13 protein-coding genes are annotated in these 12,585 nt (G+C 61.5%); 7 read left to right on the top strand and 6 right to left on the bottom strand.

Annotated elements, in window-relative coordinates; genetic code table 11:
• Positions 1 to 77 precede the first annotated feature (77 nt).
• From ABI_RS15490 to ygfZ, 5 genes are all read right to left on the bottom strand, one after another.
• A complete protein-coding gene (locus ABI_RS15490) occupies positions 78 to 455 on the bottom strand; it encodes a bleomycin resistance protein (RefSeq protein WP_040309489.1) in 378 nt (125 codons plus the stop codon).
• Positions 456 to 458: 3 nt separating this feature from the next.
• Complete coding sequence (gene rnhB / locus ABI_RS15495) at positions 459 to 1,073, bottom strand: ribonuclease HII (RefSeq protein WP_006273979.1); 615 nt, start codon at positions 1,071 to 1,073, stop codon at positions 459 to 461.
• A gap of 32 nt (positions 1,074 to 1,105) precedes the next feature.
• Positions 1,106 to 1,843, bottom strand: a complete 738-nt coding sequence (locus tag ABI_RS23785) for a DUF805 domain-containing protein (RefSeq protein WP_006273980.1) — start codon at positions 1,841 to 1,843, stop codon at positions 1,106 to 1,108.
• A gap of 72 nt (positions 1,844 to 1,915) precedes the next feature.
• The gene (locus ABI_RS15505) at positions 1,916 to 2,500 is read right to left on the bottom strand and encodes a DNA-3-methyladenine glycosylase I (RefSeq protein WP_006273981.1); all 585 of its coding nucleotides are present in this window, start codon (positions 2,498 to 2,500) and stop codon (positions 1,916 to 1,918) included.
• On the bottom strand, positions 2,497 to 3,153 hold the full coding sequence (gene ygfZ / locus ABI_RS15510; protein WP_006273982.1) for a CAF17-like 4Fe-4S cluster assembly/insertion protein YgfZ: 657 nt from the start codon (positions 3,151 to 3,153) through the stop codon (positions 2,497 to 2,499). Before ygfZ ends, ABI_RS15505 begins: the two co-directional genes overlap by 4 nt.
• A gap of 238 nt (positions 3,154 to 3,391) precedes the next feature.
• Between ygfZ and ABI_RS15515 the strand changes: the two genes are divergently transcribed.
• Both ABI_RS15515 and ABI_RS15520 read left to right on the top strand, forming a co-directional pair.
• Positions 3,392 to 4,633 (top strand): glycosyltransferase family 9 protein, encoded by a 1,242-nt coding sequence (locus ABI_RS15515; protein ID WP_006273983.1) that lies wholly within the window; start codon positions 3,392 to 3,394, stop codon positions 4,631 to 4,633.
• On the top strand, positions 4,617 to 5,945 hold the full coding sequence (locus ABI_RS15520; protein ID WP_006273984.1) for a dihydroorotase: 1,329 nt from the start codon (positions 4,617 to 4,619) through the stop codon (positions 5,943 to 5,945). Before ABI_RS15515 ends, ABI_RS15520 begins: the two co-directional genes overlap by 17 nt.
• Positions 5,946 to 6,036: 91 nt before the next feature.
• Here ABI_RS15520 and ABI_RS15525 read toward each other — a convergent pair whose 3' ends face one another.
• On the bottom strand, positions 6,037 to 7,479 hold the full coding sequence (locus ABI_RS15525; protein WP_006273985.1) for a hypothetical protein: 1,443 nt from the start codon (positions 7,477 to 7,479) through the stop codon (positions 6,037 to 6,039).
• A 171-nt stretch (positions 7,480 to 7,650) separates the two neighbouring features.
• Between ABI_RS15525 and ABI_RS15530 the strand changes: the two genes are divergently transcribed.
• The 5 genes from ABI_RS15530 (at position 7,651) to ABI_RS15550 (ending at position 12,536) form a co-directional block, all read left to right on the top strand.
• Positions 7,651 to 8,415, top strand: a complete 765-nt coding sequence (locus tag ABI_RS15530; RefSeq protein WP_006273986.1) for an enoyl-CoA hydratase-related protein — start codon at positions 7,651 to 7,653, stop codon at positions 8,413 to 8,415.
• Between the two features lie 161 nt (positions 8,416 to 8,576).
• Positions 8,577 to 9,107, top strand: coding sequence for a GNAT family N-acetyltransferase (locus tag ABI_RS15535; protein WP_040309491.1), 531 nt, complete (start codon positions 8,577 to 8,579; stop codon positions 9,105 to 9,107).
• A gap of 18 nt (positions 9,108 to 9,125) precedes the next feature.
• On the top strand, positions 9,126 to 10,331 hold the full coding sequence (locus ABI_RS15540) for a CCA tRNA nucleotidyltransferase (protein WP_006273989.1): 1,206 nt from the start codon (positions 9,126 to 9,128) through the stop codon (positions 10,329 to 10,331).
• Positions 10,332 to 10,470: 139 nt separating this feature from the next.
• Entirely contained in the window at positions 10,471 to 11,616 is a 1,146-nt protein-coding gene (locus tag ABI_RS15545) for a M23 family metallopeptidase (RefSeq protein WP_006273990.1), read from the top strand.
• Positions 11,617 to 11,798: 182 nt separating this feature from the next.
• Positions 11,799 to 12,536: a type 1 glutamine amidotransferase gene (locus tag ABI_RS15550; protein ID WP_006273991.1), complete on the top strand. Its 738-nt coding sequence runs from the start codon at positions 11,799 to 11,801 to the stop codon at positions 12,534 to 12,536.
• Positions 12,537 to 12,585 lie beyond the last annotated feature (49 nt).

Raw genomic sequence — 12,585 nt, forward strand, 5'->3', positions numbered from 1 at the left:
CTCTAATCCCTCTAATCTGTGGACCCACTTTGCTGTTTGATGCCGCTTACGGAGTGGGCTCAGGACAAATTCCGTTTCTATGCAAGCGCCTGCCCGAACACGATCAGATTGCCGTCTGGCGCCAGGACCATCAGTTCGCGCTGGCCGTAGGGCTGGTCCTTTGGACCGAAAACATCCGCCGGCGGCAAGCTGTCCAACTTCGGCTTCAGCTCGGCGTACAAGGCGTCAAGGTCCTCGATATCGACATAGTAGGCGAAGCGGCGGTTACCCGGAGGCGCGCCGTCATCACCCCGGTTTTGCAACAGCCGGATGCCGGCGGTCTCGCGCCAGACGTAGGCATAGTCGGTGTGTGGCAGGGGATAGCGTTCAAAGCCAAGAATATCGACGAAAAAGGCAACCGCATTTTCCAGATCCGGCACGTGGATGAAAGGCGTGATCCGGACGAAGTTGCCCATGACCTATTCTGCCACATCCAGAGGCAGTGATAGTTGACGAAGCGTCGCCCACGACTTGCGGTGGACAGGCGAGGGGCCATGAACGCGCAGGGCCTCCAAGTGCGCTCCTGTCTGATAGCCCTTGTGCCGCTTGAAACCGTACTGCGGATAGACCGCGTCGAGTTCGATCATGATCCGGTCGCGCGCAGTCTTGGCCAGAATGGACGCTGCAGCGATTGAAAGGGACAGGGCGTCGCCACCGATCACAGCCGTGGCCGAAATGCTCAGCTGTTTGGGACACCGATTGCCGTCGATCAGGGCGTGATGGGCGTTAGGATTGAGCGCCATGACCGCACGGCTCATGCCTTCCAGGGTGGCGGCCAGGATGTTCATGCTGTCGATGTCGTCGGTCGACATGGTGATGACGGACCATGCGATGGCGGCATGCTTAATCAGGGGCTCGAGCTGAAAACGGCGCGCCTCGGTCAAGGCCTTGGAATCGTCGATGCCTTCGGGCGTGCGGGCGGGATCGAGAATGACGGCGGCCACGCACAGCGGTCCTGCGCAGGGGCCACGGCCGGCTTCATCGACGCCGCAGACCAGACCGGCAATTCGCTGTTCATGGGAAAAATCCGCCATGAACCGCCTCTACCTGATTTGCTGAATCGCGGCTAGCGCCTTTTGCCAAAGGTCGGGCGAGCCGCACCCGGCGCCAGCGGGTTGCTGGTCGGGGCGGGTGTATAGCGCGGCTGAGGTGGCGGCGAGGGGGCGGCTTCGCGGATCGACGGGACGCCGCGCGAGGGGCCAAAGTCAAACACAGGCTTGTGCGGTTCGGCATAGGCCGGACGGGCATCTTCCTCTTCCGGTGCATCGAAGACGCGGGCAATATCTGCGGCCCCACCGCCTTTGGGATCCGCGCCAAAGCGATTCGGCCCCGCTGTGCCGGGTGACACATGGAAAATGAAGGTAACCAGAGCTGCCAGCCAGGTGGGTAGAAACACCCACATGATCAAATTACCGAAAACCGCGCCCGCCTGGCCAATCTGGTCTTGCAGTGTGTAACCGGACAGGCCTTGCAGCGTCTGCATGTAGGCCGCGCCCTGTATACCGATGAAGAGTATCATACTTACGAACAATACGCCCGACGGCAGGAGAATCCACCACCCTGTCCGGTTGGTGTCGTGGAGGCGGCGAACTGCGACCGCAATGTTGGGAAGAAGCAGGCCAAGGCACAGCAGAATCTTGACCATGCCGATCATGCCCTTGCCGGCGTCGCTGGCCATCATGCCCAGGATGTCGAGCACGAAAAACAGGATGAAGTTGGCCAGCCAGAACTGCCAGTACTCGGCCCGGCGGGCGCGGCCGTTAAAGTCGGAATACTTGCGCAGCGGCTCGAACATCAGTTTCATGTCAGCTTCCCTCCAGGCTGTGACGCAGGGGAAGGTAACCGAAGACCCTCAAGTTTCCGCAAAGGAAGACGGTTAAAGGCTTTTCATCATCTCGCTGACCTCAGCATGCCTGAAACAGGTAACGGTATGATCATTCACCATGCCGACGGCCTGCATGAAGGCGTAGACGATGACTGGGCCGCAGAACTTGTAACCGTGCGATTTCAGAAACTTGGCCAGTTCGCGCGAGGTCTCGGTTTCCGCCGGGATCTGGCCATGTCCGAAATGGTTGATCTGCGGCTGGTGGTCCTGAATGGCCCAGATCAGATCCTTGAAGTCGGTGCCTTTTTCGCGCAGGTCCAGGGTGATGCGGGCGCTGTCGATGGCCGCCAGGATCTTGGCGCGCGAGCGTATGATACCGGCATCGTTCATCAGGCGCTCGATGTCGGCATCATTAAAGCGTGCGACCTTGTCCGGATCGAAGCCGGCGAAGGCCGCGCGCAGAGAGTCGCGTTTGCGCAGGATGGTGATCCACGACAGGCCGGCCTGGAAGCCATCCAGCACCAACTTTTCCCACAGGGCGCGCGAGTCAAACTCGGGCACGCCCCACTCTTCGTCGTGATAGGCACAATAGAGCGCGTCGTCCTTGGGCCAATGGCAGCGTATCAGGTCGGTCATGCGGCTTCCATCGAGATATGCGGGGCGATCCAGTCGGGGATCGTCAGGTTCAATGTGTGGCCGTCGCAGGTCAGCTCGCCGTCCAGCCGGTCGAGCCGCATCAGGGCGAGCGAGTTGCCGTCGATCGAGGCCAGGACTTCGCCGGCGCGGCGTTCACCGTTCAGCACCTCCGCGCCGGGCGGCAGGTGGCCGGCATGGCGCAGCGGCAGGATGCGGTTCTTGATCTGGCCGCGCCGCTTCATGCGCGAGGTCAGCTCCTGTCCGACATAGCAGCCCTTCTTGAAATCTATGCCGTTCAGCAGGTCGAGATTGGCATCGATGGCGTAAAGTTCGTCCTTAGCGAAATCGGTACCGGCTTCCGCCAAGCCGTAGCTATAGCGGAACGCAGCCCAGTCGGTCGCGTTTGGGGTTTGCGGGCCGTAGGCGAAGCTGAAGTCCGCACCGATCACCTCGCTGCGCGGATCGCTGGCAAAACCCTCCGGCATTGGACCATCGAAGGCCGCGTAAACCGGCAGATCCAGCGCGTCTATCGTGACCTTGGCGCGTAGCCTGTACATGTTCAGTTTCGCCACCAATTCTTCCCGCGCAGTCTGCGGCACGTCCAGCCAGACTTCGTCAGCAGAGCGTGGCGACAACAAACAGTCGGCGTACATCTTGCCCTGTGGCCGCAAAAAAGCCCCGTATACTAGCCTAAGAGACGAGGTTTGGCCATCAGAACGAATCAGGTCGTCGATATGGGCCGTGCATAGCCCTTTCAGGAAAGGCGCCCAATCGGGACCGGTAAGACGGATGAGGGCGCGGTGAGGAAGATGTGCTATGCGGGTCATGATGCAGTTCGTCTGTTACGGGACGCAGACTTGATATAGGCGTAAATCGGACTAGGTAGGTAGCATGAAATCAAGCTTCCCGATTCTCCTGCTGGCGCTGTGCGAGCCGGCCCGGGCGATCGCGCTGGGCGGCGTGATCCCGCGCCTGAAGCAGGAGATTCCGCACGCCCGCATCACGCTGGTCACCACGCGGCATTCGGTGGAACTGTTCCAGGACGAGCGGGGCATCGACGAGACCGTGGCGGTCGACGGCGCCATCTTCAATCTCAAGGCCCTGGGCGCCCTGGCCGAGTTGAGCCGGCGGCAGTGGGGCCTGCTGGTCGATATCGGGCCCAGCATGGTGTCGCGGATGATCCGCTCCAAGACCCGTCTGGTCGTCAATCCGAACGATCCCGCCGGGCCGTTGCGCCAGATGTGCCAGGCCCTGGCGCTGGAACATATCGATGTCGTACCGCGTCTGGCGGTGTCTCAGGAGCGTGCCGAAAAGGCGCAGGCCCTGCTGGACGCCGGCCGGATGTCGCCGCCTTTCGTGGCTATGGCGCCGGGCGCCAGTTGGTTGGGACGGCGCTGGCCGACCGAGCGGTTCGCCGTTCTGGCCACCCGGCTGATGCGCGAAGACGGTCCGTTCGCCAACCACAACCTGCTGATCGTCGGCGCCGAGGCCGACCGAGATACAGCGGTCGCCCTGTCTATGGCGACCCCGCGCGCCCAGATCATGGAGATGACGGGTAAGCTGGACCTGTTGACGGCCTGTGCCGTCCTGAAAAAGGCGGAAGCCTTTATCGGCAATGATGAGATATGGCTGCGCCTGGCGGCGGCGGCCGGCATTCCAACCTTCGGCCTGTATGGTCCTTCGGACGAGGCCGACGCCCCGCCAGGGCCGAACATGCACGCCATACGCGGGCCGCGTAGCCTGGCTGCCATCCGCGCTACCGATCCGAAGCTCAAGCTTTCGGTCTGCCATATGCTGGACCTGTCGATTGACACGGTCCTCGACGCCATCGATGTCGTGACGCCGCGCCCTGAGGCCGACTCTGCCGAAGATGATGCGACAGACGTCGTGCCGGAACCCGCCGCGTCAGTGGGGATCGTGGCGTGGGAAACGGAGATCGACATTGCCGCCGATGACGTCGTCCTGTCTGACGACGGGCCGACTCCGGAACCGCTCCTTGAACAGGTGCTGAGCGATGTCGTTGTTCCTGCCGATGCGGCGCAATCCGAGCCTGTGACAGAAGATTTGCCAAAACCGTCCAAGACGCCGAAAGCCAAGGCCGTCAGAGAGCCAGCCCATGCCGAAAAACTTTGATCTGATCATTCGCAATGCCGACATCATCAACCATGCGGGACGGGGCAAGGGGGATATCGGCATCAAAGACGGCCGCTTTGCCGAGTTTGGCGATCTGAGCCAGGCCTCGGCCGCCGACGTCTTCGACGCCACTGGCCTACTGGCTATGCCCGGCGTGATCGACACCCAGGTGCATTTCCGCGAACCGGGCCTTGAATGGAAGGAAGACCTGGAGACCGGTTCCCAGGCCGCTGTGTTGGGCGGGGTGGTTGCGGTGTTCGAAATGCCGAACACCAATCCGACCACGACCACCCATGACGCCTTTTTCGACAAGCTGAAGCGCGCGCGCCACCGCATGCATTGCGATCACGCCTTCTATGTCGGCGGCAGCCATGAGAACATCAACCATCTCGGGGACCTTGAGCGTCTGCCCGGCTGCTGCGGTGTCAAGGTGTTCATGGGGGCCTCGACAGGTACGCTGCTGATCGCCGATGACGCCGGGGTCGCGGCCGTTCTGGGCGCCGTGCGCCGCCGCGCCACCTTCCACTCCGAGGATGAATACCGCCTGGCCGAACGCCGGCCCCTGGCCCGCGAAGGCGACTGGACCAGCCATGATTTTGTCCGTGATCCGCAGTCGGCAATCCAGTCGACTCATCGCCTTGTCAAGCTGGCGCGCGAGGCGGGCAAGCGCATCCACGTCCTGCATGTGACGACACGCGAGGAGATCGAGTTCCTGGCCGGCCACAAGGACATCGCCACGGTCGAGATTACACCGCAGCACCTGACCCTGGAGGCGCCGGAGGCCTATGAACGGCTGAAGGGCCTGGCCCAGATGAACCCGCCGATCCGCGACCGCTACCATGTCGAGGGCCTGTGGCGCGGCATTGCCGGCGGCGTCGCCGATGTCCTCGGGTCGGACCATGCGCCGCACACCCTGGAAGAAAAAGCCAAACCCTATCCGCAATCGCCCTCCGGTATGCCGGGCGTGCAGACGCTTCTGCCGGTGATGTTGAACCACGTCGCGCAAGGGAGGCTGTCGCTGGAGCGGCTGGTCGACCTGACCTCGACCGGGGCGCAACGCGTCTTCGGCGTCGCCAACAAGGGACGGATGGCCGAAGGCTATGACGGCGATGTCACCCTGGTCGATCTGAAGGCCAAGCGAGTGCTGAAACATGCTGATATGCGTACGCGCAGCGGATGGACGCCGTTTGATGGCCTCGAGGTCACGGGCTGGCCCAAGGCGACCATCATCCGCGGCAAGGTGGTGATGCGCGACGACGAGATCGTCAATCCGTCCCAGGGCGAAGCCTGCCGTTTCATGGAAACACTGTAGGTACAGCTTTCCAAGGATCTGCAAAGACAGACAAAAAGCCCGTGAGGCTGAACCTCACGGGCTTCATTTTGCCTGGAATAGAACCTTAGCCTCAGTCGTCGTTGGCGGCGGACGAGTAGGTGCCGTTGCCGGCGATTTCGCACTTCAGTTCCATCTTTTGCGACCGGGCGATGGTGCAGGGGACCGCATCCACGATCGTCTTGCGGTCCGGTGAAACCAGCACGATATAGCCGCGCTTGTTGACGCAGGCCAGTTCCGCAAGAAGCGCGTCTTCCTGGTCGGACGACTCGCCGATATAGCGGACCTCCTTGACATCGCAGTTCTTGGTCGGCTGGGCGACCTTGATCAGCCTATCGAGGTGCTTCATCAGGTCGTCGGGCTTCACCATGGTACACATCTTGCGGCCCGTTTGGTCCATGAAGCAGTCATAGACGCGGGTCTGGCCGTCGCTGCCAGGTTGGGGCACGAAACCGATCAGGCCGAAGGGCTGCTCGGGGCAGGCAAATTCGGCGTAGTCGCGCTTGGTCGATTCCTGCGTGCCGTGGATGGTATAGTCCTTAACGGTGCAGGTCTTGCCATTCGCCTTGAGGACGCCCGTCATATAGGCATTGGCATCAGCGGCCGCGACATTGGCGTCGGTGAACTTGCAGCCACCCAGGCCCATGGCAGAGGCACAGGCCACAGAACGGTTGTAGCTGCCGTCCAGGTTGGCCAGGGCAATGAAGCCCGGCGGCGTGGCGCAGCCAAATTCGTAGTAGAAGCCGTCATTGTCCTTGGTAATGCCGACGAAGCGGGCGTCGGTTACCTGGCAGTTGGGATTGGCCGAAGCGGCGAGAGGCTTGAGGGCCTCGATCAACTGCGCCTTCGTGGTGAAGGTACAGGCCGACGCCGTTCCGTCGAAGATCAGGCAGTTCTTGTATTCGGTTTCGGCCGTCTGACCTAACTGGGCGTAGTCGAGCACCCCGCCGGAACCGGCGGCACAGGCGAACTCGTAGCGGTCGATCAGCGGCGCGGTCGTGGTCGAACCGATGACGCGGGCCTTGATGACCTCGCAACCCGGCACGAACTTTTGCACGACCGGCGTCAGCCACTTATATTCCGGCAGATTTTCCGGCAGGGTACATTGGGTAGCGTCAGCTTGTTTTTCCTTGATCTTGACCAGGTAGTTGCAGCTGAAAGGTTGTTTGACGTCTGTTGCCGAGGGCGCCGTAAGAATGAAGCCCGGGCCGGCTTTACAGGCGATTTCAAACATGTTGGCGCGAGTCTTTTTGCCATCGGCGCCATCGATTTCGGTCTGACCGATGACCTTGGCATTGATCGGCTCGCAGTTGATCTTGGCTGTTGCCACGATCTGCGGCGCCAGTTCCATCGGATTGACCGCCGGCAGGGCAGCGGTCGCAGCCTTCGCCCCCTTCTTGACCGGGGGACCGTCGTCGGGCTCCGGGTTCTGTGCGTAAGACGCCGTGGCGCTGAAACTGGCCGCCAAGGCCAGGCCCGCCGCCATTAGGGCGCCGGCAAGTTTCGAAAGTTTCATGGACTGGGCTCTCCGCTGCCTGAACAGGTCGGTCGCATACTTGGGGCAACCGCTTTTCGTGTGTTTATCTACAGGATAAGGCGATTGCAAGGCAAGTCCCAGCCGGATGTCACAGTTGCCTTCTTGTGCCGCTTACGTTAACGTTCACGTAAACGCAATGGGAGCGCACAGATGGACATCGTCACAACCACGCAAGGGGGCATTCTGACGTTGCGGCTGTGCCGCCCCGCCAAGAAAAATGCTTTGACGCGCGCCATGTATACGGTCCTGGCCGATGCCCTGGACGCGGCGGGGGCGGACGATGCCGTCAAGGTGGCGGTCATTGTGGGGGAAGGCAGCGACTTCTGCGCTGGCAACGACATCCTGGATTTCGCCCAGGGGATGGCCGACCTTCAGACGACCGACACGACGAGTCAGGATTGGGAAGCTGCGCCGGTCTTCCGCTTCCTAAAGGCGCTGACCTATTTCCCCAAGCCGCTGATTGCCGGCGTCCAGGGCCAGGCTGTCGGGGTTGGCGTCACCCTGCTTCTGCATTGCGATCTGGTTGTCGCTGCAGAAGACGTCCGATTGCGTCTTCCGTTCCTGCAGTTGGGGCTGGTGCCGGAAGCCGGGTCGACGCTTTTGTTGCCGCAGCGCATCGGTCACGCCCGCGCCTTCGAATGGCTGACACAAGGTCAGCCCGTGACGGCGGGGCAGGCCCATGCCTGGGGACTCGTCAACCGCGTTGTGCCGGTACAGGAGGTGGATGCGACCGTAGAGGCGTTGGCGCAGGGCCTGCTGAAACTGTCGCCACAAGCGGTGCGTCACACGCGCGCCTTCCTGCGCAATCCGGACCAGGTGTGGCAGGTGATCCGGGCTGAAGGCCAGGTGTTCCAGCAGTTGCTGACCAGCCCCGAGGCTATGGCGGCGTTTCAGGCCTTCCTCAGTCGGTCTTGATCGCTATACATCAAGGGAAACAAACTCTTATGTTACGGAATTTGTCACATTCGGACGCAGAAATTGCACAGGTCTTGCCGTTTATTGATTTGACCTGAAACCTTATCCGGAATATCCCCGCTTAGACTGCCGGGGGATGACCATCGACATCGGGGGCGCATTTGGCTCTGGATACACTTGCTTTGGACTATGTGATTGGCCTCGAAACGCCGCGGACCGCGGATCGCGTTATCGAGCTGACGGACCGTGTGTTTGGACCGGGACGGTATACCAAGACCGCCGAGCGTCTGCGTGAAGGCTCCGAACCTGTGCATGACCTGAGCTTTGCCGCCACCACAGGACCCAAGGGCCATGAGCGCCTGATGGGGTCCGTGCGGATGTGGCCGATCTTCATCTACGACGAAGACGCCAATGTCCGTGAGCCCCTGGTTTTCCTGGGGCCTATCGTTGTGGAACCGACCCATCGTGGTCTCGGCATCGGCAAGAGCCTGGTGCGTGCCTCTGTCGACGCGGCGTTTCAAAAAGGTCTGCGCGCGGTGCTGCTGGTGGGGTCGCAATCCTATTTCAAGCCGTTCGGTTTCAATCTGGCCGAAGGTATCGACATGCCCGGTCCGGTCGATGCCAAGCGCGTGCTGATCCGCTACCGCGATGATGGATTGCACTTTCACGGCCGGGTCGTCAAAGTCATCTGACCCTGATATGAGGCGGGCATGACTCGCATCGTTCTCACCGACGCCATGAAAGCATCCGGCACCCGGGCGGTCTTCGCCGCCCTGGAGGCCCGGGGCGGGAAGGGCTGTGTCCGCTTCGTCGGTGGCTGCGTCCGCAACGTCCTGCTGGGCGTACCGGGCAGCGACCTTGACCTCTCGACGCAACTGACGCCCGACGAGACGGAAGCCGCGCTTTCGGCCGCCGGTATGCGTCATGTGCCGACAGGCAAGGACTATGGCACGATTACCGCCGTGGTCGACGGTGAGCCTTACGAGATCACGTCGCTTCGCGAAGATGTCGAAACTGACGGCCGGCGGGCCGTGGTTTCCTACACCACCGTTTGGGCGAAGGATGCGCAGCGCCGCGATTTCTACGTCAATGCGCTTTACGCCGATATCGAGGGCCTGGTTTATGATCCGACGGGTCACGGTCTCGCTGATATCGCCGAACGCCGGGTGCGGTTTATCGGTGAGGCGCAGATGCGCATCCGCGAGGATTATCTGCGCATCCTGCGTTTTTTCCGCTTCACCGCAGGGTATGCCCTTAGCGTCGATCCGGACTCGCTGCAGGCCTGTATCGCGCTGCAGGCCGGAATTGACGGGCTGTCGGGTGAGCGTCTCTTTGGCGAGACGATGAAGACCCTGTCTTTGGCCAATCCGTTGCTGGCGTTTGAAGCCATGCAATCGGGCGGTATCCTGTCGCGGATCGTGCCGGGCTGGATCCTGGTTGGGGAAGGCCTGCCCGAACTTCGCGCGATGATCACCCATAGTGACGACGCGGAACGCCGCCTGATGGCTCTGGTCGACAGCGGGCTTGGACTGGGGGTGAACGAAATCAAATCTGCCCAGGCGCGGTTGAAATTTTCGCAGGCCATTGGCGAGCGAATGATCGCGGCCGGCGACGTTGTGACCCGGCTGGAAGCGGCCGAGGCAGGCGACATCGCCAGGCTGATCTACCGTCATGGCCGCCAGGCAGTGGAGGATGCTGTGCTGCTGGCCGCGGTTCATGGCGACGGCCAGCCCCACGAACTCCTGCGGTTGATGGCCGACATCGACGTGCCGAAATTTCCGCTCAAAGGCAGCGATCTGATTGCGCGCGGGATGACGGCAGGTCCGGAGGTTGGGCAAAGGCTGAAACAGATCGAGGCGGAATGGCTGGCAGCGGATTTTGCCCAAAGCGTGATCGATGCCGCGCTGGTCGGGTAACAGGCGTTTTTCGTACTGACGCTGGCTGGTACTTGGCGCCAGGCTGTGATAGTCCAACGCACCGGAGGGCAGGGGCGTCGCCGGCAGTACCCCGACAATCGTAGCGTTGCGTTTCACGACTCATCCGAGGAGAGACGACATGACCCATTCCGTCACCACGACGGCGTGCCCAGTTGCCCTGTGCCTGGCCGCCCTGATTTTTGCCGGCGCCGCCGGCGCCCAGTCCTACGACACGCCCCTTAAGGCCGACGATCTGGCGGCGGGCGAACGCTACCGCACGGATAGTCATGCGTCCGGAATCCAGTCTCTGGGACGTGATATCGGCGCGCGGCGGTGGCTGGGCGACGGCAAGTGGTCGGGCTTGAAAAGCGGCGTCGACGCCGAGGTCGACGCAAAAAACCCCAAGAACACCTCCAACCTGATCTATGGCAAACCCTTTTACGCCATGGAAGACGGCGAGGTGGTCGGCTGCTGGGCCAATGCTGTGGAAAATCCGCGCCCGATGCGCGGTGACGAAGATCCCAAGATGGCCAGTCCGCCCTGGCATGCGTCGGACCTGAAGACCGGTCTGATGGCCGGCGGCGGCAATCATATCTGGGTGCTCCAGAGCAATGGCGTCTATGCCCTTTACGCTCACGCCATTCCAGGATCCATCCCGGCCAGCGTCTGCCCCAACCGCGACGTCCGCTTCGCCAAGTCGCTCAGCTATAGCAACCGCTGGCCCGATGTTCACCCCTACGTCGAAATCAAGTCCGGTGTTGCCCGGCCCAAGGTCAAAAAGGGCCAGAAACTGGGCCTGGTCGGCAATTCGGGTTCCTCATCCGGGCCACACCTGCACGTCCATATGGAGAAGGACGCCAAGTCGCAGCCGATGAATTTTGCCCGCGGCATGACGACCCCGATTGTCGACTCCACCGACATCAACGGTCCGTGGACGCCTCTGAAAGGCAAGCCTCTGCCGGAAGGCAAGATCCTTTTCTGGCCGCCGCATGCCCTGGGTACGAAACTGACCTGGAATGGCACGGCTCAGGCTGATTTTCAGCGTACCTTCGACCACTTTGCCGATAGCGGCTATTGGATGGATACGATCGTTTGCAAGGTCAACAATGGCAAGATCAGCTACGACACGACATGGTCGCCGGTGAAGGACGGCTGGTTCGGCTGGTTTGGGATCAGCGAGGCCAGTTACAAGGCCAAGAAGGCCGACGCCGAATCTAAAGGAATGAAGGAAACCTGGCACAATATCTGTAACGGTTCGCATTCGGCGGTCTTCAAGAAGGTCTAGGTCCAGCCGGCGCCGCTCCACCCAGGACGGCGCCGGTTAACGCCTTGGAAACCGAAGCGGTCAATCATCGTCATAAAGTGTGATGCCGGCTGGCCTTGACGCACCTGCGAAATAGAACATCTTGAAGGTCTGGGTACGGAATTTGCATTCGCCTTGAGTATCTGTAGACCCTTGGGACGGTCATGCGTAAAGATTACATTGCCATCCTGGAAACCGGTGTGCCGCCGGCCGGATTGGATCAGACCTATGGCACCTATGCCGAGATGTTCGTCAGCCTGCTGGCCGACGATGGTCGCATGTTCAAGACCTTCCGCACCCTGGAAGGCCAACTTCCCGAACATCATCCCGATCTGAAGGGCGTGGTCATTACCGGTTCGCCGTCGGGCGTCTATGAAGACGATCCTTGGATTCGTGATCTCATCGGCTGGCTGCGCGACCTCGACGGGGCGGTGCCGGTGGTTGGCATCTGCTTCGGCCATCAGGTTATGGCCCAGGCCTGGGGCGGCCACGTCGAAAAGTCGCACAAGGGCTGGGGCGTCGGCCTGCACGAATACAATATTCACGCCGCGGATGTCTGGCATGACCTGCTGGGCCGGCCGGCCGATGACAACGCTATCCGCGTTGCCGTCACCCACCAGGATCAGGTGGTGAAAAAGCCCGCCAATGCTGTTGTTCTGGCAGGGTCCGACTTCACCCCGCATGGCGCGCTGTACTACACCGACCGCAAGGGGCTGTCGTTTCAGTGCCATCCGGAATTCTGCGAAAGCTTTGCCAGCGATCTGCTGCTCAGCCGGCGTGGCATCCGTATTGATGCGGCCCTGGTCGATCACGCCGTCGAGACCCTTAAAAAGCCGTCCAGCCGCAATCAGGTCCTGGGCGCCATCTCGCGTTTTCTCAATGCTAATACCAGGCAACGATGACCTTGACTCATCTTTGCCTGGCGAGCGCGCCAAAGGACGTTTTTGCGCG

The organism is Asticcacaulis biprosthecium C19, assembly GCF_000204015.1.
GTDB lineage: Bacteria > Pseudomonadota > Alphaproteobacteria > Caulobacterales > Caulobacteraceae > Asticcacaulis > Asticcacaulis biprosthecius.